Consider the following 20,542-nt stretch of genomic DNA (forward strand, 5'->3'; position numbering starts at 1 on the left):
AGGTAAACATGTATTATGGGTGCATGTTTAGCCGAGAAGGAGCCATACCCATGCTGTCCGCAGAACACCGTGCCATTGTCACCGCCACCGTCCCGATCCTGGAACAAGGCGGCGAAGCCCTGACCCGCCACTTCTACCAGACCCTGTTCACCGACTTCCCGCAGGTGAAACCGTTCTTCAACCAGGCCCACCAGCACAGCGGCGAGCAGCAGCGCGCCCTGGCCAACGGTATCCTGATGTATGCCAAGCATATCGAGCGCCTGGAAGCGCTGGGCCCGCTGGTCAACACCATCGTCACCAAGCACGTCGCGCTGCAGATCCTGCCGGAACACTATCCGATGGTCGGCGCCAGCCTGCTGAAAGCGATTCGCGAAGTGCTCGGCGCGGAAACCGCCACCGACGCGGTGCTGGAAGCGTGGGGCGCAGCCTATGGCCAGCTGGCCGAGATCCTGATCGGCGCCGAAGGCAAGACCTATCAAGCCGCAGCGGCCGCGCCGGGCGGCTGGATGGGGGCGCGCCAGTTCGTCGTGGCCGCCAAGCGTGTCGAGAGCGACGAGGTCACCAGCTTTGTCTTCCGTCCGGTCGACGGCCAGCCGGTGCTCGGCTTCACGCCGGGCCAATATATCGGCATCCGCGTGGTAGTGGACGGCCAGGAGCAGCGCCGCCAGTACTCGCTGTCGGCAGCCCCCAACGGCCAGACCTACCAGATCAGCGTCAAGCGCGAAGAGGGCGGCAAGGTATCGGGCTTCCTGCACGCGAACCTGGACGAAGGCGATACGGTCGACCTGTTCCCGCCGACCGGCGCCTTCACGCTGGCGCAAGGCAGCCGCCCGATCGTACTGATCTCCGGCGGGGTCGGCATCACGCCGACCCTGGCCATGCTGGACCAGGCGCTGGAAACCGGCCGCGAGATCCGCTTCATCCACGCCGCCCGCCATGGCGGTGTGCACGCCTTCCGCGACCATGTCGACGGCCTGGCCGAACGCCACCCGCAACTGAAGCGCCATTACATCTACGCTGAAGACCGTGCGGGCGATGTGCAAGCCGACGCGGTCGGCCTGCTGGGCAACAAGGAACTGGGAGAATGGCTGCCGCAGTCGCGCGACGTCGACGCCTACTTCCTGGGGCCGGTGCCGTTCATGCAGGCCGTGAAACGCAGCCTGCGCGAACTGGGCGTGCCGGAAGCGCAGACCTACTTCGAGTTCTTCGGCCCGGCCAAAGCCCTCGATTAAACCAGCAGTGCAGCAGCCATGGCGGAAGCATCGGCTTCCGCTTCTTCCAGCATCTGCTCGCGCTTCGCGGCGTCGATGAACAGGTCCATCACGGAATCTTCGTGCGGCGGTTCTTGCTCGTCCGGCGCCAGCGGCGAGGCGACCGGCGCGAAATGGTTCGCCAGCAGCAGGGTGTCGAGCAGGGTTTCAGGCGGGATTTGCAGCATGCCGCTACGCAGGCTTTCAATCGCTTCCGCCACTTCGGCAGGAATGCCCAGCTTCTTCAGCACCTCACGCGTGATGATTTCCTCGCTCGCGGTTTGCCAGTTTTCAGGGTCGGGTTCCAGCAAGCCTGGGAATTCATCGGCGCGCGACAGCAAGTAAAAGCTGCCCACTTCATGCACGATGGCTGCGAACAGGGCGGTATCCGGATTCACGCCGGTGACTTCCCGCGCGATGATGCGCGCCAGGCAGGCGACGTGGATGGTGTGCTGCCACAGTTGCTCGGCTTTCGCGCGCAGCCCGGGGTCGGTGATCTTGCTGCCGAAGGCGCGCACCACCATGGCCGCGGCCAGCGCGTACAGGTTGTGGTAGCCGACGCGCATGATGGCGTTGCGCACGTTGGTGATGTCCGGCCCGCCAGTGCGGTTGAACATGGCGGAGTTGGACAGCGAGACGGTGCGCGCAGCCAGTTGCGGCTCGGCCAGCACCAGCTTGATGGCGTCGTCCATCGGGCAGTCCGGATCGTCCAGTGCCAGCTGGACTCGCAGGGCGGCATTAACGCTGGTAGGAAACACGAGGTCTCCGCGGATCGCCAGCGCGGCGACGTGTCCGAATGCTTCCAGTTTATTCATGCCGAAAATTATAAGGCCCCGGACGCAATACTGCCAAATGAGCAGCAATGATGAAAGTCGGGGTCAGGTCTGGCAATCGGACAAATTGCGGAGCAATTTGTCCGATTGCCAGACCTGACCCCGACTTTTAACTTAGGCGCCGGCCAGTTGCGGTTGGCGGGCTGGGCGCTCTGGGCTGTAACGTGCTACCGACAAGTCATCGGCGAAGATGGCCGGGCGCTTGGCGGACATGATGTCGGCCAGCAGTTGCGCCGAACCGCAGCTCATGGTCCAGCCCAGCGTGCCGTGGCCGGTGTTGGTGAACAGGTTGCGGATGCCGGTGCGGCCTACGACTGGCGTGCCATCCGGGGTCATCGGGCGCAGGCCGGTCCAGAAGGTGGCTTCGGCGGTGTTGCCGGCGCCTGGGAACAGGTCGTTCACCACCATTTCCAGCGTTTCGCGGCGACGCGGGTTGAGCCTGGTGTTGTAGCCGGCGATTTCTGCCATGCCGCCGACGCGGATGCGGTCGTCGAAGCGGGTCACTGCGATCTTGTAAGTCTCGTCCAGGATGGTCGAGGTCGGGGCCTTGCCTCCGTCCATGATCGGCACAGTGATCGAATAGCCTTTCAGCGGGTAGACCGGGATTTCGAACAGCTCTTTCAGGAACGGGGTCGAATAGGCGCCCAGCGCCACCACGAAAGAGTCGCCTTCCACCAGCTCGGCGCCGCATTGCACGCCTTTGACCTTGTCGCCTTCGGTCACCAGCTTGTCGATCGAGACGCCGTAACGGAACTTGACGCCCAGTTCTTTCGCCATTGCTTCCAGGCGCGTGGTGAACATCTGGCAGTCGCCGGTTTCATCGTTCGGCAGGCGCAGGCCGCCCACCAGCTTGTGCTGCGATGCGGCCAAGCCTGGCTCGGCCTTCATCAGGTCGGCGCCAGTCAGCAGCTCGTAGGGCACGCCGGTTTCTTTGAGGACTTCGATATCCTTGGCCGCCCCATCCAGCTGGGCCTGGGTGCGGAACAACTGGGTGGTGCCTTGCTGGCGGCCTTCGTATTCGATGCCGGTGGCGGCGCGCAGCACTTTAAAGCAGTCGCGGCTGTATTCGGCCAGGCGTACCATGCGTTCCTTGTTGGTCGCATAGGACTCGGCATTGCAGTTGCGCAGCATCTGCCACATCCACTTCAGCTGGAAGGTGGTGCCGTCGGGCGTGATGGAGAGCGGCGCGTGGCGCTGCAGCATCCATTTCATGGCTTTCAGCGGAATGCCCGGGGCTGCCCATGGCGAAGCGTAGCCCGGCGAAATCTGGCCGGCGTTGGCGAAGCTGGTTTCCAGGGCAGGGCCCGGCTGGCGGTCCAGTACGGTGACATCGTGGCCGGCCTGGGCCAGGTAATAGGCACTGGTGACGCCAATAACGCCGCTGCCAAGGATAACTACGCGCATGAATTGCCTCCGGAATATTTGTGACGGATTATTTTGCTATGATAAGTAAGATTTCCTAGTATTTGTTACTATATGGAGAGCGTAAAACAGCAAAAAATCATGCGAATCCAAAAAGAATCAGCCCGGGGACTGGATAAGATTGACCGGAAAATACTGCGCATCCTGCAGGAGGACGCGCGTATCGCGATGAAGGACTTGAGCGAGCAGGTCGGGCTGTCGATTACGCCGACCATCGAGCGCGTCAAGCGCATGGAGCGCGATGGGGTGATTGCCGGCTATCACGCGCGGCTCAATCCGCGCGCCCTGGGCGCCAGCTTGCTGGTGTTCGTGGAGATCACGTTGAACCAGAAATCGGCCAGCCATTTCGAACAGTTCCGCCGCGAAGTGCTGCGCATTCCGGAGGTGCAGGAGTGCCACCTGGTATCGGGAGATTTCGACTACCTGATCAAGGCCCGCATCCATGAGATGGCGGAGTACCGCAAGCTGCTGGGCGATATGCTGTTGAACCTTCCGGGGGCTGCGCAATCGAAGTCATATGTCGTCATGGAGGAAATCAAGGAAACCTTGATTTTGCCCACGGAGCCTGCACCATAGCCGCGCGACAATGACGCCTTGCGGCCAAGGAGCGTACCATGTCTTCGAACAAACCCGATCCGGTGGTCATATGTCCGGCCTCATCGAACTGAAGCAGGAACTCTTGCTCGAGACTGCAAAGGTTCGCGCGCAGATCCAGTGCTGGATGCTGGCGCAGACACTGACTCTTATCGGCGCCATGGCTGCACTCAAACTGTTTGGGTGATGAGCTCGCATGGTCTAGAATGCCATTAACCTGGACCGAGCGAACGGAGAATTTGTGCAAAGCACTTATGGAGCCGCGAGCGTCACCACACCAGCCGCCTCCGCGCCGGCTGCACCCGAGCATGCTGTCTTTTTGCGTGGCCTCGACGAACACCTTTCTTCCGACCAAAGTTTTACCTCCAACCTGGCCCGCACGGTCGGCGCCATCGCCAGTACCGACGGCGCGCTGACCCTGGCCCAGTTTGCCGCCGTGACGGACCTGGCCGGCGATGGCCGCGCCTCCGCCGTCTTCACCGCCATCGTGCTGAACGCCATCGAATGCAGCATCAACGTCGATTGGGCGCTGCAAGCCCTGGCCCGTTCCAGCCCCACCGTCGCCGAGCCGGCGCGGCATAAGGCCTTTAACCTGATGAAGCCGCTGCTGGCGCTGCAAGGCACTGCCGCCCGGCCCCTGGCGCACAAGATTGCCAAAGCGCTGCACATCAAGCTGACCCCGGAACAGCTGTTTGGCCTGCCGCCGGAAGAAGAGCGCCGCCTGCTCAGCAACCTGGGCAACCAGGCGCGCAAATTGGTCAAGGGCAGGGGGCTGGCCGACGCCGTCGCCGATTTCGGCCGCGCGATGGGCCACTCCGAGCTGTTGAACCATGCGCGCGGCTACAACGGCGGCCTGATGAGCCAAGACGAATTGCATACCGGCGTCGAGCGCGCCGTGGCCACCATCTGCCATGGTATTGACAGTTACCGCGAACACGAGAGTTCTCCGCTGGCCTGCGAGGCCAGCGCGGCAGGGCTGCTGGCGACGGCCCAGCAGCTGCGCCAGCAAGTGCAGCAGCGCCTGGCACTGGTCGATGCCCGCATCGCCTATGAACGCCGGATGCTGAACCAGGATATCGACGATGCCGTGCATGATGCCGGCAACGCCATCGAACTGGCCTTGGCCTGCCATCCGGAAGCCAATGAACGCGCCAGCGGCGAGCAATTCGGCAAGGAAATGGAATCCCGCCTGGACCGCGTGGTGCGGCGCAAGGAAGAAGCGCTGGACTTGCTGCAGCACGACCTGTCCCTGTTCCAGTCCGATATCCGGCTGACCCAGAGCACCGTCTTTGAACGCCAGCACCACGCCGCGCTGGCGCACCTGATGCCGCGCATGCGCGTCGGCACCCGCCTGGCGCAGACGGTCGACACTGCGGCCAATTTCACCCTGATGGGCAGTGCCGTTGCCGCTGCCGGCACCGGCACTGCCGCCTATCTGTTTGGGGTTGCCGTGGTGCTGCCGGTGGTGGCGCCTGCTGCCCCCTTCGTGGGCGGCGCCGTGTTGCTGGCCGGCGCCTTCAAGTGGTTTGCCGATGCCGGCCGCCGCAAGCGTTCGGAAATCCAGGACCGGCGCCGCGCTTTCGAGGAGGAATTGCGCAAACGCCTGCAAGACGTACAGGCCGCCTTCGGCCGCCAGTTGGATCGCATCGCCTCCAGTTTCCACGAATCGGCAACCCAATTACTGACGCCGCTGATGCTCGAGGCGGAAGCTGCCGGCCGCGTGCAGGCGGTGCGCAAACGTATTGCCGACAAAGTTATCGGGCAGGCCCAGCACGCCATCTCCCAGCTGCGCAGGGCAATGACAGTGCATGCCTGATTTGTTGCTGTATAGCAACCAACTACGTTACCGTACGAAAGTTACTCCCTTGCTTTGGTACAATAACTGGCAAGCAACGCACTTTTTCAACAACTTATATAATCACGACCATGAAGACCCAGCTCTTAGCCGCCGCCATGCTGGCACTCAGCACTTCAGCCATCGCCCAGGACGTGGGCGTTTCCGTCACCGTCGGCCAGCCAGGCTTTTTCGGCCGCATTGACATTGGCAATATGGCACCGCCGCCTGTGCTGTACCCGCAGCCGGTGATCATCCAGCGCCCGGCACGCATCATCGCCGAACCGCTGTACCTGCGCGTTCCGCCGGGCCATGCGAAAGACTGGGGCAAACATTGCGGCAAATACAATGCTTGCGGCCGCAATGTCTACTTCGTGCGCGATGAGTGGTACACCAACGAATACGCACCACGCTATCGCGACGACCACCGTGGCGGTCAGCGTGACCGTGACTACGACCGCGATGAGCGCGGCGATCGCGATGAAGACCACGGCCATGGCCACGGCAAGGGCCATGGCAAAGGCCACGGCAAGCATTAATCCGGTAGCGTAAACGGGCCCGGCCCGCTCGCTGCCGACATTTAGGAGAACTGTTTGCAGAGCAAATATGTGATCGTAGGTGGAGGGGCGGGCGGCCTTGAGCTGGCCTGCAAGCTGGGCCGCAAACTCGGCCCGCAACAGGTAATGCTGGTCGATAGCCGGCTTTACCACATCTGGAAGCCTTCGCTGCACGAGGTGGCGGCCGGCACCCTGGACATCCACCAGGAAGGCCTGTCCTACCAGATGCTGGCGCACGACAATGGCTTCACCTATGTCTACGGCGCCATGACGGCGCTGGACAGCTCCAGTCAGCAAATCACCGTGGCGGCAATTACCAGCGAAGGCGGCGAAGCTGTCCTGCCCGAGCGCAGCATCGGCTACGAATCGCTGGTGATGGCTGTCGGCAGCACTTCCAATTATTTCGGCGTGCCAGGCGCAGCCGAGAACACGATTTCCCTCAACGCGACCGAAGATGCGGAACGCTTCCGCCTGACTTTGCTCAAGCTGCTGACGCGCGCCGCGCTGCAAAAAGGCGCGCAGCAGGGCGCTTCCGGCGTCGATGTCGTGATCATCGGCGGCGGCGCTACCGGCGTCGAACTGGCGGCCGAATTGCGCGAAGCCAGCGGGGTCTACACGTCTTACGGCTTCGGCCACCTCGACCCGGTGCGCGACGTGCGCATTACACTGCTGGAAGGCGCGCCGCGCATCCTGGCGCCGCTGCCTGAGCGCGTATCGAATGCGGCACTGAAGCTGCTCAATGAGCGCGGTATCAAGGTCGTGACCGATTGCCGCGTGACTGCGATTGCGCAAGACCATGTGTCCGTCGGCGAGCAGGATTATCCGTCGGATATCGTGGTATGGGCGGCCGGCATCAAGGCGCCGGCTTTCCTGGCCTCGCTTGGCTTGCCGACTGCCAAAGGCGGCCAGATCGAAGTGACCGGCGAGCTGCAGGTCAGGGGCGTGCCGGGCGTCTATGCCTTGGGCGATTGCGCGCAGTGCATGGGCGCCGATGGCAAGCCGGTTCCGCCGCGCGCTCAGGCCGCGCACCAGCAGGCGGATTACCTGCTGCAGGCTTTCATGCGCCGGGCGAAGGGTCAGGCGCCGCAAGGCAGGCCTTATGAGTACCGCGATTACGGCTCGCTGGTGTCGTTCGGCCAGTCGACCTCGGTCGGCAGCCTGATGGGTTCGCTGCGTGGCTTCAGCTGGTTCGTCGAAGGCTTCTTTGCGCGCATGATGTATGTCAGCCTGCACCTGCTGCACCACCAGGCCGTGCTGGGCACCATCCGCACCGGTGTGCTGGCGGTGGCGCGCTTCCTCGTCAAACGCGCCACGCCGCTGGTCAAGCTGCATTGAGGGCGCTGCTGGCCGCTGCGGCCGCCGCTGCCTTGCTTGGCGGCTGCTATAACCGCGCCACCGAGCTGGCCGAGCTGTCGCGCCACCATGCTACTGCGGCCGGCCACGTCGCCGTGCTCGAATGCCATAACGACGGCCAGTGGTGGTACGAGTTCGAACTGGAAGGCAAGCGCCGCCGCGGCCCGGTGCGTGAGCCTGCCGGCTGCGCCCAGCGCAAACTCGGCGATAGCGTCACGGTGTACTACAACCCCTCAGCGCCCGAGGTGCATCGCGCCGTCGCGCCTGCAGCGGCGTATCAGCAGGAACATGGCTTCCACGTGCCGCTGTGGCTCTGGTTCGGAATTGGTGCGCTGGCGCTGCCGCTGTCGGCCTGGGTGGCCTTGAAGCGTAGCAGCAAGCGCTAAGGATTCAGCTTATCGGCGGCTTGGGCAGGGTGACGCTCAGGACAGCGCCTTGCTTGCCATTGGCGGCCAGCGACAACCAGCCGCCGAGGAAAATGGCGCGCTCGCGTATCATGCGCAAGCCGTGGTGCTGGTGCCAGTCGCCATCCGCAACGGCGGTCTGGCCCAGGCCGACGCCGTCATCCTTTACTGTCAGGACGATGCTGTCGTCCATATCGTCGACGATCACGTCGACCTTGCTGGCGCGTGCATGCGTGGCCACGTTGCGCAAGCCTTCTTCCGCGGCGCGCAGCAGCACCACGCGGTGCGCGCGCGGGCAGGCCGGTTCGTCTTCCGGCAGGCTGCACTGGGCTTTCATCAGCTGTTCCGCGCCGAACTGGGCCACCAGTTCACCCAGCGCCACACGCAAGCCGAGGAATTCCAGCTTGTCGTTCCACAGCTTGTGCTGCATGCCGCGGTTGGTTTCGATGATGTTGTGCAGCAGGTTTTTCATCTGCGCGGCGCGGTCGAGCAAGGCGGGCTCCGGCGGCAGCTTGGAGGTGAGCAGGCCGAGATGCATGGTCAGGGCCGTCAGCGAGGAACCGAGGCTGTCGTGCATCTGGCGCGACAGGGCGCGCCGTTCATCGTCCCAGCAATTGTTGACGTAACCCAGCAGCTCCCGCAGTTCGGCGGCGTCCGTGTTAGCAGACATATGTTTGGCAGTCCATGTTTATTGCCTTGATCATACATGAGGATGGTCGTGGGGTGGCGCACATACAGCCAGCAGTGCGCCTGTCAATCTGGCAGCTCACCAGAGGAGACGCAAAATGAAAGACGCTATTGCTTTGTTGAAACAAGACCATGCCAACGTCAAAGCCATGTTCAAGGAGTTCGAGGGCCTGGGCGACCGCGCCTTTACCAGCAAAAAGAAGCTGGCCGACAGGATTTGCCTCGAACTGACCAAGCACGCCACGGCGGAAGAAGAAATCTTTTATCCGGCGGTGCGGGCGGCATCGAAAGAAGCTGACGACCTGGTCGATGAGGCGACGGTCGAACACTCCAGCGCCAAGGACCTGATCGCCCAGATCGGCGAAATGGACCCGCACGACGAGCTGTTCGACGCCAAGGTCAAGGTGCTGGGCGAATACATCAATCACCACGTCAAGGAAGAAGAGGGTGAGATGTTCCCGCTGGCGAAGAAGGCCGGACTCGACCTGCAAACCATGGCGCGCGAGATCGAAGCGCGCAAGGACGAAATCGAGTTCGTGCCGCCGCGCATGCCGCAGGCGAGCGCCGGCCAGGCCGGACGCATGCGGGTCTGATCAGGAGCGCATGGTGGCCGGCGTGCGCGCCAGGCATTGGTCGATGGCGCGCAGCAGCTGGTCGACGTCGACCGGCTTCACCAGGTGCATGTCGAAGCCGGCATCCATCACGCGCCGCTGGTCGTCTGCCAGGCCGTAGCCGGTCAGGGCGATCAGCTTGATGTGGTGGGTCTCCGGGTTGGCCCGCATGCGGCGTGCCACTTCATAGCCGTCGATGCCCGGCAGGCCGATGTCGACCAGGGCAATGTCGGGCCGGTCGGCAGCAGCCTTGGCCAGGCCCTGGAAGCCGTCGGCCGAATGCTGCACCGGGTAGCCGTAGCAGCCCAGCATCATGGCCATCATTTCGCGGCCGTCGTCGTTATCCTCCACCAGCAGCACGGCTGGCTTCGGCTGTTCGCTTGTTTCCATGGGTATCGCCTTCGGTTCAATCACATGCTCGATGCAGGGCAAGTGCAGGGTGAAGGTGCTGCCTTCGCCTGGGCCATCGCTTTCAGCATACACATTGCCGCCATGGAGTTCCACCAAGCGGCGCACCAGCGACAGCCCGATGCCGAGGCCGCCTTGCGCGCGGTCCAGCGTGCTGGCGCCTTGTACGAAAACGTCGAACACTTGCGGCAGCAGGTCGGCCGAAATGCCGACGCCGCTGTCGTGCACGCTGATCGTTACTTCGCCATCGTCCACATCGCTCAGCAGCTCGATGCGTCCGCCGGCCGCTGTGTATTTCAATGCGTTGTCCAGCAGGTTGCTGATGACCTGTTCCAGGCGGGTGGCGTCGCCATTGACCCAGCACGGGGCGATCTCGACTGACAGGTGGTAGTCTTCCAGCCGGCCGGTGGCGCGGAACGTTTCCAGCGTGGTCTTGAGCAGGGCCGACATATCGAGCGGCAGCCGGTTGAGCAAGATCTTTCCTGACATGGCGCGGCTCAGGTCAAGCAAGTCGTCCACGATACGGCCCAGGTGCCGGCTCTGGCGCTGGATGATTTTTTTTGCATGGCTCACGCTGTCGGCGTTCACGCCCGGCAAACCGATCAGCGAGGCGGCACTGCTGATGGCCGACAAGGGGTTGCGCAACTCGTGGCCCAGCATGGCCAGGAATTCATCCTTGGCGTGGCTGGCGCGCTCGGCGGTCTTGCGTTCTTCGATCTCGCGCAACAGGCGCTGGTTGCTGGCGATCAGGTCGGTGGTGCGCTGGCTCAGCTGGCGCGCCTGGCGCCGTAACTCTTCGTTTTTGGTGGCGAGTGACACGAAGACGCTGATCTTCGCGTGCAGCACTTGCGGAATCACCGGCGTGAACAGGAAATCGACCGCGCCTTTCTGGTAAGCCTTGAGGCGGTCCAGTTCATCCGCCACGAAGGCGGTGATGAAGATGATGGGAATGTCCGATGAGCGCGGGCGCTGGTGGATAGCTTCCGCCGTTTCAAAGCCGTCCATGCCCGGCATATTGACATCGAGCAGGAGCACGGCGAAGTCGTGCGTGAGCACTTCGCGCAAGGCTTCCTCGCCAGAGCGCGCGGCGACGACTTCATAATTCTCCTGCGCTGCCCACTGCTCGAGCAGGTTCGTCAGTGCGAAGAGGCTGTTGGCGTCGTCATTGACGACGAGGATCTTAGGCTTGTCCACCAGTCTGATCATAGCTGCGCCTATTTACTGTGTCAAAGAACCCATGCCAATCGAACACGCGTTGTGTACGCACGCGCACAGTCAGCCGGCAGCCCTGCTGCCATAGTGAAAACTCGTCCAATGGAGGAGTGACCATGAATATCGACACCATCGTTGACAAAGAGTATGTGGGCAAGAGTTTCCGCGAATTGGCCGATGCACCAGTAAGCGCCTTGCGCGGCTTGAGCCAGAAGGATGCCAAGGCCCTGCAAGCTGCGTTCGGCGTGAGCACGGTGCGCGAATTCGCGCAGCTCAATTTCGTGCGCTGGGCTTGCGCCATTTCAATCCTGGCCGACGAAGAGCAGCTTGCGCCAGCTGAAAAAGCCAAGGAAGAATTGCTGGATGATGCGGTTGAAATGACGTTCCCCGCCAGCGATCCGATCTCGGTTGACGCCGGTATTACGCGCATCGAAGTGGCTCCGGAAAAAGTCGACGCACAGCAAGACCACCAGCATGCCGGCAAGGTCGAGGAGTCGACGGAAATCGGGCGCGAGGCTGAAACCACTTCATGACCTGCATGGCGGCCTGTCGTATCAGGCTGCCGGCTCAGGCTGCAGTAACGTGGACTTGCGGCGACGGCACCGCGTCCGTATGCGCTGCAGCGCAATAACGGTTCTTGCCGGTACGCTTGGCTTCGTAGAGCGCGGCGTCGGCAACATGCATCAGGTTGTCGACCGTGCCGGCATCGTCAGGGTAGAGCGCGATGCCAAGGCTGGTCGACAGCTGCAGCGTCAGGCCATTGACCTGGTAGGGCTGGGCCACCACTTCCACCAGCTTGCTGGCAGGTTCCTGCGCATCGGCCAGGGTGCCGACTTCGCCCAGCACAATCACGAATTCATCGCCGCCGATGCGCGCCACGGTATCTTCCTTGCGCGCTGAATTGACCAGGCGCTGTGCGACCTGCTTGAGGATTTCGTCGCCGTAGGCATGGCCGTGGGTATCGTTGATGGCCTTGAAGCCATCGAGGTCGAGGTACATGACGGCTGCGCGGCGCTGCTGGCGCGCGGCGTGCTGCAAGGCGTTGGCAATACGGTCTTCCAGCAGGCGCCGATTGGGCAGGCCGGTCAACGGGTCGTGCAGTGCCAGTTCCTGCTGCTGCTTGCTGTAGGAGGCCAGTTCCTTGTACAGCAGGCGCACCTCCAGCATATTATGGATGCGCTTGTGTACTTCGAGCAGGTCGAACGGCTTGCTGATAAAGTCGCGCGCGCCGGCTTCCAGCGCGGCGATCTTGAAGCTGGGCTGGGCCGTCAGGGCCAGCACCGGCAGGTAGCCTTCCTGCTCGATCTCCTTCAGGCCTTTCATGACCTGGAAACCATTCAGTTCCGGCATTTGCAGGTCGAGCAGGATCAGATCATAGCGATGCTGGCGGTGCAGGGGGCAAACCTGCTCCGGTAGCATAGTGGCCGTCACATTGGTGTAACCGGCATCGCGCAGAATCTCCAACATCAGGTCGATATTGTCTGCACAATCGTCAACTACCAAGATCTTGGCATTCAGGATCTCATCAGGGCTTGGCATGGCGGTCTCGGGAACTGGACTCTCAGTGTATCTTGCGACAGTTTGCCGTGGCGCACGTGTCATTAACCAGTCTAGCAAAGATTTCGCAAGTTTCTTGTAGGACATTTTCCCGTGCTTGGGTAGGCCTCAGCCACTCTTGCTGGCGTGGCAAACCCGTTCAATCGTGGCTACCAATTCAGAAGGCTCTATGGGTTTTGGCACGTGATCGAGGAAGCCTGATTCGAGCGCATGCAGGCGGTCTTCGGGGCGGGCAAAGGCGGTCAGCGCGATGGCAGGCAAGGCGCCGCCGCGCGCCGGCCCGAGGGCCCGGATCCTTGACAATAATTCAAATCCGTCAACATCGGGCATGCCGATATCGCTCACCAGCAAGTCATAGTGGCTGCCGCGCGCCAGGGCAATCGCTTCGGCGGCATTGGCGGCGCACTGCACTTCGCAGTTGCAATCACGCAAGATTCGCCCGACCAGCTCGCGCGCATCGGCCTCGTCGTCCACCAGCAACACTTTGAGGCCCGCCAGGTCGCGCAAGCCCAGCTCGGGCAAGGGCGCGCGCTCGCTGCGTGCCGGGCTGTGCATGCGCGCGGCGCGGATTTCCCCGCTTGCCAGCGGCAGCCGTACGCTGAAACTGGAGCCCATGCCTTCGCCTTCGCTGCTTGCCGCTACCGTGCCGCCGTGCTGTTCCACCAGGTGCTTGACGATGGACAGGCCGAGCCCAAGGCCGCCATGCCGGCGCGTGGTGGAAGCGTCGGCCTGGCGGAAGCGCTCGAATACATGGGGCAGGAATTCGTGGCGGATGCCAAGGCCGTTGTCGCTGACGGTGATGTCGACGTGCCCCTCGTGGGCCCAGATCGAAGCGCGCACGGTCCCGCCGCGCGGCGTGAACTTGAGCGCGTTGGTGAGCAGGTTCCACACCACTTGCTGCAAGCGGTTGGCGTCGCCTGCCACGTGGCCGGTGGCCGAGAAGTCGCGTTCCAGCCGGATGCCCTTGGCCTCGGCGGCCGGGCGCACTGCTTCCAGGGCGGCATCGACTACCACGGCCGGCATCAGCAGCTTCATATCGAGCAACACCTTGCCGGAGGTGATGCGGCCCATGTCCAGCAAATCTTCGATCAGCTGCGCCTGGGCGCGGGCGTTGCGCTCGATGGTTTCCAGGCCGCGCAGCTGCTCTTCCTGCGTGCGGTTGCCGCGCCGCAGTACCTGCGCCCAGCCGAGGATGGCGGTCAGCGGCGTGCGCAGTTCGTGCGACAGCGTGGCCAGGAATTCGTCCTTCATCTGGCTGCTGCGTTCGGCTTCGGCGCGCGCACTGCGTTCGCGGTCCAGCAGTACCTTGCGCTCTTCCGCGGCGCGCTGGGCGGCGTCGACCATGCGCGCATTGTCGATGGCGATGCCGGCCTGGGCCGCCACGCCGCTGACGATCCGTTCGGTGCGCTCGTTGAACATATCCGGTTCGGGGTGGCCGAAGAACAGCGTACCCACCACTTCGCCGGCCCGCGCCAGTACCGGCACGGCCAGGCCGCTGCGTACATGGGGATGCGGCAGGCCCTGGAAATCGTCCGGCGGTGCGCCCGACAAGGTATGCATGGCCTGCTTGCCGCCGTCGCCGTCGGCGCCGTGATAGAAGAAGGCGCCAAAGCGCGCGCCGGAAATGCTGGTGGCGGCATCGGTGACGTCCTGCAGCAGCGAATGCAGGTCGCGGTTCTGCACCAGCGCCGTGCCGGTGCTGTTCAGCAGTTCGAGGATATTGGTTTCATCGCGCAGCTGTTCCTGCACGCGCTTGACCTGGTCGACGTCGGTGCTGGTGCCGAACCAGCGCAGGATGCGGCCGCTGGCATCGCGCATGGCGTTGGCGCGCGTCAGGAACCAGCGGTACTGGCCGTCGCGCGCGCGGATCGGGAACTCCATTTCGAAAGGGCGCCCGGTTTCCACCGAAATGCGCCAGTGCGCCAGCATGGCGGGAATGGCTTCCGGCGCATACACCTGGCGCCAGCCTTCGCCCAGCATGTTCCAGTCGTCCATGCCGGTGTATTCCTGCCAGCGCTCGTTGTACCACATCATGGCGCCATCGCTGCTGGCGATCCAGGCCAGTTGCGGCATGCTGTTGGCCAGTGCCCGCAGTTCTTCTTCGCTGTTGCGCAAGGCGTCTTCGGTGGATTTGCGCGCGGTGATGTCCTGCATCATGCCTATCACGCCGCGCAATTCGCCGGCGTCGCTGAAGTCGCCGTGTCCGATGACGGACAGCCAGCAGATGGCGCCGTCGCGGTGCCGGATGCGGCATTCGACATTGAAATCGCGCCGCAATTGCACCGCGTCGGAGAAGGCCTGCTCGACCACCTCGAAGTCTTCCGCCGCGATGCGGTCGCGCAGCACCGGCCAGGTGATCGGGATTTCTGCCGGCAGCTCGAAGATCTCCGCAGCGCGGCGCCCCAGGCGCACCTGGTTGGTGGCGGCACTCCATTCCCAATCGCCGAGCCGCCCGGCGGCCAGCGCCACTTGCAGGCGGTTGGTGCTTTCGCGCAGGCCGCGCTCATGCAGCTTGCGCTGGTGGATGTCGAGCAGCAGGCAGGTCATGCCCAGCGGCGAAGGCCAGGCGCGCACTTCCATCCAGCGCTGGCTGGGCTGGTAAAACAGTTCGCAGGCGGCCGGCAGGCCTTGCTCGAGCGTGCGGCGCAGCGGCGCTTCCAGCGCGCCGCCGGCCAGGGCGGGAAAGGCGTGCCATAAGTTCTGGCCGCGCGGATCGTGCAAGGAGGTCACCGGCGGCAACAGCATGTCCGCCGCCCTGGGGTTCAGGTATTGGACGGTCCAGTCCCGGGCAATGACGGCGAAGCCGTCACCCATGCTATCCAGTACATTGTGCGTGCGGGGATCGGGACTCATAACGTTCGATTGTAGCCTTGACAAGCAACTTGCCGCCGCACCATTGCCTAATGCAAACCTTGCAACACCTGCTGTAGTTGTTCGATGTCGTAGGGTTTTTGCATGGAAACGGCGGGAAAGTCGAGGTGGCTGGTCAAAGACTGGCTGTAGCCGGAGGCAAAGACGATGCGCAGGCGCGGCTGGCGCTGGAGGGCGGTGCGGCCCAGTTCGACGCCGCTCATGCCAGGCAGGCTGACGTCGCTGAACAGCACGTCAAATTCCGCTTCGGCCAGCTGTGCGAGCGCCGCTTCGCCGTTGGCTGCGGCGCTGACCTCGTGGCCGAAGGCGCGCAGCATTTCGCAGACCAGGTACCGGGCGTCCTGGTTGTCTTCCACCACCAGGATGCGCAAGTGGCCATCGTTGGCCGCGGCGGAGGGCAGGGCGGCGGCGCTGGCCGGGGCCAGGGTGCACAGGATGCCGGCGACTTCGCCGTCGGTGCCGCGTACCGGGGTGTAATGCAGGTCGAAGCTGGTTTCCGTCATGTGGCCGTCGCGCCACAGCTTCAGAGGCTGGCGCAGGAAGACCAGGCTTTGCCCGCTCCAGGCTTGTTCGATGGCTTGCGGGTTCCAACTCCACGCCGAAGGTGGCACGGCCGGCACAGTGCCGCCGGGCGGAACTGTGCTGGCAGTGCCGACATTGCTGGCATAGGCCTGGTTGTAGAGCATGATTTGCCGGCGGCTCCACAGCAGCAGCATCGGCAGCGGGGTGTTGAGCATGATGTCCAGCGCCAGGCGCAAGGCCTGGGGCCAGGCCTCCTGCGGGCCGAGGTCGGCGCGCGACCAGTCCTGGGTTGCCATGCTTTCACCTGCGATTTGCGCCATGTTTGTATCAGTGCCGGGATGTCAATATGGGCAATGCTACACCAAGGGCGACAAAAAAAAAGGCCCGCTAGCTGCGGGCCCGAATTCTATTTTCTTGGAGGAGAATAGAGGAGACAGGTGAATGATGCTGCATCGCGGAATAAAGATCCAATTTCGATTCATGATGAGAGAAATACGTTTCATGAATGAAGTAATAATGTCCATAAGGCAATAAAAGAAATTGTTTCGCAGTGCTGGACAATCGGAAAACCCCCACATATAATGCTGCCTCCTTGCACAGGATACTGCGCAGGAAAGAGCCGGAAACGCCGGTTTCGCCTTGGAAAGTTGAGTAGAACGTAAGCTTTCCAAAACGAAATTCATGCGATATAATCCTGCTTCTTAAGCGGCTGTAGCTCAGCTGGATAGAGTACTTGGCTACGAACCAAGGGGTCGTGGGTTCGATTCCTGCCAGCCGCACCAGAATTTGCAGCAAATGTTTGAGCCCTTCGCTGTCGAGCGAGGGGAGTAGCAGGAAGTTGGTAGTATGCATAACTGACTGTTATAATTTAGTTTTTGCGGCTGTAGCTCAGCTGGATAGAGTACTTGGCTACGAACCAAGGGGTCGTGGGTTCGATTCCTGCCAGCCGCACCAGTTTTTGTAAGTGTTGTAGCCGTCGCTGTCGAGCGGCGAGGAAAAAGCAAGTTTTGCGGCTGTAGCTCAGCTGGATAGAGTACTTGGCTACGAACCAAGGGGTCGTGGGTTCGATTCCTGCCAGCCGCACCAAATTGAAAGGGTCCATACCGGGAGGTGTGGACCCTTTTTCCTTTTTGCCGTTTGCGGCCTATACTTCAGGCATGAACAAGCTCATTCATGCTGCCTTGCTGGTGGCCGTGTCCAGCAGCGCCTTTGCCGGCGCGACCGTCACGTTTGTCGATATCGGCAAGATGACCGACGTGCCGCGCGATTACCAGAAGCGGGATGACATGCAGTTCCTGTTGCGCGAACATCTCAGTCTTCTGTCGGAAAAACTGCCGGCAGGGCAGGCGCTGAAAGTCGAATTCCTGGATATAGACCTGGCCGGCGATGAATTTCCCCGCGTCGCGCTGCGCGATATCCGCGTGCTCAGGGGGCAGGCCGACTGGCCGCGCATCCATTTGCGCTACCTTATCGAGCAAGATGGCAAGGTAATCAGCAGCGGCGACAGCAAATTGTCCGATCCCGGCTATATGATGGGCGTGAACCGCTACGATCGCGACCTGTACGGCCACGAAAAGCAAATGCTCGACGACTGGTTCCGCAAAGACGTCCTCCATCAGCACTAAAAGATTTCATACACCCGGTAGTCAGCAATGCTGATGATTGAGCGGCAATTCCTGCGCTAATATGCGGGAATGACACTCATCACTTGCATCGAAGACCTGCGCCGCCTGGCCAAGCGCCGCGTGCCGCGCATGTTCTATGACTATGCCGATTCCGGCGCCTGGACCGAATCCACCTATCGCGCCAATGAAGAGGACTTCCAGCGGCTGAAGTTCCGCCAGCGCGTGGCGGTAGACCTGAACAACCGCAGCCTGCGCAGCACCATGGCTGGGCAGGAAGTGGCGATGCCGGTAGCGATCGCGCCGACCGGGCTGACCGGCATGCAGCGCGCCGACGGCGAAATCCTGGCAGCCCGCGCGGCGGAAAAATTCGGCATCCCGTTCACGCTGTCGACCATGAGCATCTGCTCGATCGAGGATGTGGCGGCGCATACGACAAAGCCGTTCTGGTTCCAGCTATATGTGATGAAGGACCGCGATTTCATCAATCGCCTGATCGACCGCGCCAAGGCGGCGAACTGCTCGGCGCTGGTGCTGACGCTGGATTTGCAGGTGCTGGGCCAGCGCCACAAGGACTTGCGCAACGGCTTGTCGGCGCCGCCGCGCCTGACTATCGCCAATATGCTGAACATGGCCAGCAAGCCGCGCTGGTGCGCCGGCATGCTGGGCACCACGCGGCGCCAGTTCGGCAACATCGTCGGCCACGCGCAATCGGTGTCGGACATGTCTTCGCTGTCCTCGTGGACCAGCCAGCAGTTCGATCCCAGCCTGTCCTGGAACGACGTCGAATGGATCAAGAATCGCTGGGGCGGCAAGCTGATTATCAAGGGCATCATGGATGCCGAGGATGCGCGCCTGGCGGCCGATAGCGGCGCCGATGCGCTGATTGTTTCCAACCATGGCGGGCGCCAGCTCGATGGCGCGCCATCCTCGATCGCGGCGCTGCCGGGCATTGTGGAAGCGGTCGGCAAACAGATCGAAGTCCATATGGATGGCGGCGTGCGTTCCGGCCAGGACGTGCTGCGCGCCGTAGCGCTGGGTGCGCGCGGCGTCTATATCGGGCGCCCCTTCCTGTACGGGCTGGGGGCGATGGGCGAGGCCGGCGTCACACGCTGCCTCGAAATCATCCGCAACGAACTGGATATCTCGATGGCCTTCTGCGGCAAACGCGATATCCAGCAGGTCAGCAGGGAGATCCTCCTGCCCTGAAAACCAGGCCGGCCAGGAGCTTGCATAATTCATCAAACAGGGTGGGTTCAGTGTTGTTCATTTGCGTTTCCTTTCTGCTAAAGGTCGAAGTAAGCGCATTGTGAACTGTTTCATTGTTGGGATAAATGCTTATAATCGAATTGAATATCCCAAAAATGGAGCAATGAATGGACCGGCTGCACCATATGCGCCTGTTCGTCGAAGTGGCCAAGCGCAAGAGCTTCCGCGCCGCCGCCGACGCACTGGACATGTCGAATTCCACCCTGTCGCGCAATATCGCCGAACTGGAGAAATCCATCGGCCTGCGCCTGTTGCACCGCTCCACCCGCAAGGTGGAATTGACCGGGGCCGGCGAAGCCTATTTCAAGCGCTGCCAGGGCATCGTGGAAGAAGCGATGAGCGCCCACGAAGCGCTGCTGGACTGGTCGGAAAAACCTGCCGGCATCCTGCGCGTGACCATGACTTCCAGTTTCGGCGTCGGCTACCTGGCGCCGGTGCTGACCGAGTTCGCCGACATGTACCCGGACATCAAGATGGAATTCGATATTTCATCGCGCGCCGTGGATTTGCAGTCGGAGCCTTTCGATGTGGCGGTCCGCATGGGCCAGCCGCCCACCGCGCCGTCCACGCTGGTTGTGCGGCGCATTGCCATGATGCCGCGCTACCTGTACGCCTCGCCGGTCTACCTGGCCAAGATGCCGCCGCTGGAACATGCCTGCGACCTGGTGCAGCACACCATGTGCGGTCGCTCGTTTTCCAGCCGTCTGCCCGATATCTGGCGCAAACTGTATCGCGGCGAGGAAGTGGTGGAGGTGATGGCGCACTCGCGCTACGCCACCAACAGCGCGGCGCTCAGCATGTCGTTTGCGGCCAATGGCCTGTGTATTTCGGCGCTGGACCCGCTGCTGGCCAAGCAGGAAGTGCAGGCCGGGCGCCTGCGGCGCGTGCTGCCGGACTGGCACATGGAGCCGATCATGGTGCATGCGCTGACCGAAACCCGCCACCTGCCGGCGCGCACGCGGCTGTTCATCGACTTCCTGCGCCAGCGCCTGGGCGCGGGCTAGCGTTAGCCGCCGCCGATGCCCTCGATGACGCGGCCGGAGCCGCCGCAGTTAGGGCAACTTTGGCCGTCCGGCGTTTTGCCGCAACCGCTGCAGAGCGGGCAGATGCCTTCGCCGCTGCCCGGCGTGCCGGGCGCCGCCTGGTCGCCGGGATTGAGCGGTTGCTGGGTGGCTGATGCGTTCATGGTGCGATCCTCCTCGACGAAGCTTGCCACGCGCAACGCTTTTCAACCGTTAGTTGGTTAACGGAGAAAAATCGGCATTACAATGCACCATCACCCGATGGGAGAACGCGCCATGGCCACGCTGATCCGACACCGAAAGACCCGCATCATCACACTCGATGTGGGAGATGACTTGCACGAGCATTGCAAGCCCAAAGACATCGCCCTGGTTCCCGACCCGGCAGGTTGGTGGACCTATTTCATCGGCGAAGACGGTTCTGTCGAACGCTACGATATTCCCTTTGCTACCTATAATGAGGCGCTGTGGTCGGCCAAGGCCGCCGCAGAATTCGATGCGCAATAGAACCTGA

General features: G+C 62.6%; 21 protein-coding genes and 3 tRNA genes. 16 read left to right on the plus strand and 8 right to left on the minus strand.

Annotated elements, in window-relative coordinates; all coding sequences use genetic code 11:
* Positions 1-50: 50 nt before the first annotated feature.
* Positions 51-1,232 carry an NO-inducible flavohemoprotein gene (gene hmpA, locus ASE26_RS21345; protein ID WP_057246903.1) on the plus strand — a complete coding sequence of 394 codons (1,182 nt, stop codon included), beginning with the start codon at positions 51-53 and terminating at the stop codon, positions 1,230-1,232.
* Here the strand turns inward: hmpA and ASE26_RS21350 are convergent.
* Both ASE26_RS21350 and ASE26_RS21355 read right to left on the minus strand, forming a co-directional pair.
* Entirely contained in the window at positions 1,229-2,065 is an 837-nt protein-coding gene (locus ASE26_RS21350) for an HDOD domain-containing protein (RefSeq protein ID WP_057246904.1), read from the minus strand. The two genes, hmpA and ASE26_RS21350, sit on opposite strands and share 4 nt — an antisense overlap.
* 132 nt (positions 2,066-2,197) lie before the next feature.
* Positions 2,198-3,487, minus strand: coding sequence for a D-amino acid dehydrogenase (locus ASE26_RS21355; protein ID WP_055926032.1), 1,290 nt, complete (start codon positions 3,485-3,487; stop codon positions 2,198-2,200).
* Positions 3,488-3,586: 99 nt separating this feature from the next.
* Between ASE26_RS21355 and ASE26_RS21360 the strand changes: the two genes are divergently transcribed.
* The 6 genes from ASE26_RS21360 (at position 3,587) to ASE26_RS21385 (ending at position 8,229) form a co-directional block, all read left to right on the plus strand.
* The gene (locus tag ASE26_RS21360) at positions 3,587-4,081 is read left to right on the plus strand and encodes an Lrp/AsnC ligand binding domain-containing protein (protein ID WP_055926035.1); all 495 of its coding nucleotides are present in this window, start codon (positions 3,587-3,589) and stop codon (positions 4,079-4,081) included.
* Positions 4,082-4,151: 70 nt separating this feature from the next.
* Entirely contained in the window at positions 4,152-4,286 is a 135-nt protein-coding gene (locus ASE26_RS31880) for a hypothetical protein (protein ID WP_255357558.1), read from the plus strand.
* Between the two features lie 54 nt (positions 4,287-4,340).
* Entirely contained in the window at positions 4,341-5,915 is a 1,575-nt protein-coding gene (locus tag ASE26_RS21370; RefSeq protein WP_229207057.1) for a hypothetical protein, read from the plus strand.
* 110 nt (positions 5,916-6,025) lie between these two features.
* Complete coding sequence (locus ASE26_RS21375) at positions 6,026-6,472, plus strand: hypothetical protein (protein ID WP_055926041.1); 447 nt, start codon at positions 6,026-6,028, stop codon at positions 6,470-6,472.
* 54 nt (positions 6,473-6,526) lie between these two features.
* Complete coding sequence (locus ASE26_RS21380; protein WP_055926044.1) at positions 6,527-7,825, plus strand: NAD(P)/FAD-dependent oxidoreductase; 1,299 nt, start codon at positions 6,527-6,529, stop codon at positions 7,823-7,825.
* A complete protein-coding gene (locus tag ASE26_RS21385; RefSeq protein ID WP_055926047.1) occupies positions 7,822-8,229 on the plus strand; it encodes a DUF3592 domain-containing protein in 408 nt (135 codons plus the stop codon). The genes ASE26_RS21380 and ASE26_RS21385 overlap by 4 nt, the downstream gene beginning before the upstream one ends.
* A 4-nt stretch (positions 8,230-8,233) precedes the next feature.
* Here ASE26_RS21385 and ASE26_RS21390 read toward each other — a convergent pair whose 3' ends face one another.
* Positions 8,234-8,917: a sensor histidine kinase gene (locus ASE26_RS21390; RefSeq protein WP_055926050.1), complete on the minus strand. Its 684-nt coding sequence runs from the start codon at positions 8,915-8,917 to the stop codon at positions 8,234-8,236.
* 115 nt (positions 8,918-9,032) lie between these two features.
* Here ASE26_RS21390 and ASE26_RS21395 point away from each other — a divergent pair, with 115 nt between their 5' ends.
* Positions 9,033-9,527 (plus strand): hemerythrin domain-containing protein, encoded by a 495-nt coding sequence (locus tag ASE26_RS21395; RefSeq protein WP_055926053.1) that lies wholly within the window; start codon positions 9,033-9,035, stop codon positions 9,525-9,527.
* Here ASE26_RS21395 and ASE26_RS21400 read toward each other — a convergent pair whose 3' ends face one another.
* Positions 9,528-11,159 (minus strand): response regulator, encoded by a 1,632-nt coding sequence (locus ASE26_RS21400; protein ID WP_055926056.1) that lies wholly within the window; start codon positions 11,157-11,159, stop codon positions 9,528-9,530.
* 122 nt (positions 11,160-11,281) lie between these two features.
* Between ASE26_RS21400 and ASE26_RS21405 the strand changes: the two genes are divergently transcribed.
* Positions 11,282-11,698, plus strand: coding sequence for a hypothetical protein (locus tag ASE26_RS21405; protein WP_055926059.1), 417 nt, complete (start codon positions 11,282-11,284; stop codon positions 11,696-11,698).
* A 34-nt stretch (positions 11,699-11,732) separates the two neighbouring features.
* Here the strand turns inward: ASE26_RS21405 and ASE26_RS21410 are convergent, their stop codons facing one another.
* The 3 genes from ASE26_RS21410 to ASE26_RS21420 form a co-directional block, all read right to left on the minus strand.
* Complete coding sequence (locus tag ASE26_RS21410; protein WP_055926062.1) at positions 11,733-12,704, minus strand: diguanylate cyclase domain-containing protein; 972 nt, start codon at positions 12,702-12,704, stop codon at positions 11,733-11,735.
* A gap of 126 nt (positions 12,705-12,830) precedes the next feature.
* Entirely contained in the window at positions 12,831-15,575 is a 2,745-nt protein-coding gene (locus ASE26_RS21415; RefSeq protein WP_082507128.1) for an ATP-binding protein, read from the minus strand.
* Between the two features lie 47 nt (positions 15,576-15,622).
* Positions 15,623-16,435: a response regulator gene (locus ASE26_RS21420; protein WP_055926065.1), complete on the minus strand. Its 813-nt coding sequence runs from the start codon at positions 16,433-16,435 to the stop codon at positions 15,623-15,625.
* 385 nt (positions 16,436-16,820) lie between these two features.
* On the opposite strand from ASE26_RS21420, the gene ASE26_RS21425 reads away from it, so the two are divergent.
* The 6 genes from ASE26_RS21425 to ASE26_RS21450 all read left to right on the plus strand — a co-directional run bounded on the left by ASE26_RS21425 (position 16,821) and on the right by ASE26_RS21450 (position 20,010).
* Positions 16,821-16,897, plus strand: a tRNA-Arg gene (locus ASE26_RS21425).
* Positions 16,898-16,992: 95 nt separating this feature from the next.
* Positions 16,993-17,069, plus strand: a tRNA-Arg gene (locus tag ASE26_RS21430).
* Positions 17,070-17,124: 55 nt separating this feature from the next.
* Positions 17,125-17,201, plus strand: a tRNA-Arg gene (locus ASE26_RS21435).
* 71 nt (positions 17,202-17,272) lie between these two features.
* On the plus strand, positions 17,273-17,740 hold the full coding sequence (locus ASE26_RS21440) for a DUF3016 domain-containing protein (protein ID WP_156397869.1): 468 nt from the start codon (positions 17,273-17,275) through the stop codon (positions 17,738-17,740).
* Between the two features lie 69 nt (positions 17,741-17,809).
* On the plus strand, positions 17,810-18,946 hold the full coding sequence (locus ASE26_RS21445; protein ID WP_055926071.1) for an alpha-hydroxy acid oxidase: 1,137 nt from the start codon (positions 17,810-17,812) through the stop codon (positions 18,944-18,946).
* A gap of 167 nt (positions 18,947-19,113) precedes the next feature.
* The gene (locus ASE26_RS21450; RefSeq protein WP_055926075.1) at positions 19,114-20,010 is read left to right on the plus strand and encodes a LysR family transcriptional regulator; all 897 of its coding nucleotides are present in this window, start codon (positions 19,114-19,116) and stop codon (positions 20,008-20,010) included.
* Positions 20,011-20,012: 2 nt separating this feature from the next.
* On the opposite strand, the gene ASE26_RS21455 is transcribed toward ASE26_RS21450, so the two are convergent.
* Positions 20,013-20,192: a hypothetical protein gene (locus tag ASE26_RS21455; protein WP_055926267.1), complete on the minus strand. Its 180-nt coding sequence runs from the start codon at positions 20,190-20,192 to the stop codon at positions 20,013-20,015.
* A 112-nt stretch (positions 20,193-20,304) separates the two neighbouring features.
* On the opposite strand from ASE26_RS21455, the gene ASE26_RS21460 reads away from it, so the two are divergent.
* Positions 20,305-20,535, plus strand: coding sequence for a hypothetical protein (locus ASE26_RS21460; RefSeq protein WP_055926079.1), 231 nt, complete (start codon positions 20,305-20,307; stop codon positions 20,533-20,535).
* The last annotated feature ends 7 nt before the right edge of the window (positions 20,536-20,542 follow it).

Source organism: Duganella sp. Root198D2 (assembly GCF_001428585.1).
In the GTDB taxonomy this organism is placed as follows: domain Bacteria; phylum Pseudomonadota; class Gammaproteobacteria; order Burkholderiales; family Burkholderiaceae_D; genus Rugamonas.

Coding starts and splice junctions, on each gene's coding strand:
- hmpA (WP_057246903.1), top strand. CDS start 51: ATGCTGTCCGCAGAACACCGTGCCATTGTCACCGCCACCGTCCCGATC.
- ASE26_RS21350 (WP_057246904.1), bottom strand. CDS start 2,065: ATGAATAAACTGGAAGCATTCGGACACGTCGCCGCGCTGGCGATCCGC.
- ASE26_RS21355 (WP_055926032.1), bottom strand. CDS start 3,487: ATGCGCGTAGTTATCCTTGGCAGCGGCGTTATTGGCGTCACCAGTGCC.
- ASE26_RS21360 (WP_055926035.1), top strand. CDS start 3,587: ATGCGAATCCAAAAAGAATCAGCCCGGGGACTGGATAAGATTGACCGG.
- ASE26_RS31880 (WP_255357558.1), top strand. CDS start 4,152: ATGTCCGGCCTCATCGAACTGAAGCAGGAACTCTTGCTCGAGACTGCA.
- ASE26_RS21375 (WP_055926041.1), top strand. CDS start 6,026: ATGAAGACCCAGCTCTTAGCCGCCGCCATGCTGGCACTCAGCACTTCA.
- ASE26_RS21390 (WP_055926050.1), bottom strand. CDS start 8,917: ATGTCTGCTAACACGGACGCCGCCGAACTGCGGGAGCTGCTGGGTTAC.
- ASE26_RS21395 (WP_055926053.1), top strand. CDS start 9,033: ATGAAAGACGCTATTGCTTTGTTGAAACAAGACCATGCCAACGTCAAA.
- ASE26_RS21400 (WP_055926056.1), bottom strand. CDS start 11,159: ATGATCAGACTGGTGGACAAGCCTAAGATCCTCGTCGTCAATGACGAC.
- ASE26_RS21405 (WP_055926059.1), top strand. CDS start 11,282: ATGAATATCGACACCATCGTTGACAAAGAGTATGTGGGCAAGAGTTTC.
- ASE26_RS21410 (WP_055926062.1), bottom strand. CDS start 12,704: ATGCCAAGCCCTGATGAGATCCTGAATGCCAAGATCTTGGTAGTTGAC.
- ASE26_RS21415 (WP_082507128.1), bottom strand. CDS start 15,575: ATGAGTCCCGATCCCCGCACGCACAATGTACTGGATAGCATGGGTGAC.
- ASE26_RS21420 (WP_055926065.1), bottom strand. CDS start 16,435: ATGGCGCAAATCGCAGGTGAAAGCATGGCAACCCAGGACTGGTCGCGC.
- ASE26_RS21440 (WP_156397869.1), top strand. CDS start 17,273: ATGAACAAGCTCATTCATGCTGCCTTGCTGGTGGCCGTGTCCAGCAGC.
- ASE26_RS21445 (WP_055926071.1), top strand. CDS start 17,810: ATGACACTCATCACTTGCATCGAAGACCTGCGCCGCCTGGCCAAGCGC.
- ASE26_RS21450 (WP_055926075.1), top strand. CDS start 19,114: ATGGACCGGCTGCACCATATGCGCCTGTTCGTCGAAGTGGCCAAGCGC.
- ASE26_RS21455 (WP_055926267.1), bottom strand. CDS start 20,192: ATGAACGCATCAGCCACCCAGCAACCGCTCAATCCCGGCGACCAGGCG.
- ASE26_RS21460 (WP_055926079.1), top strand. CDS start 20,305: ATGGCCACGCTGATCCGACACCGAAAGACCCGCATCATCACACTCGAT.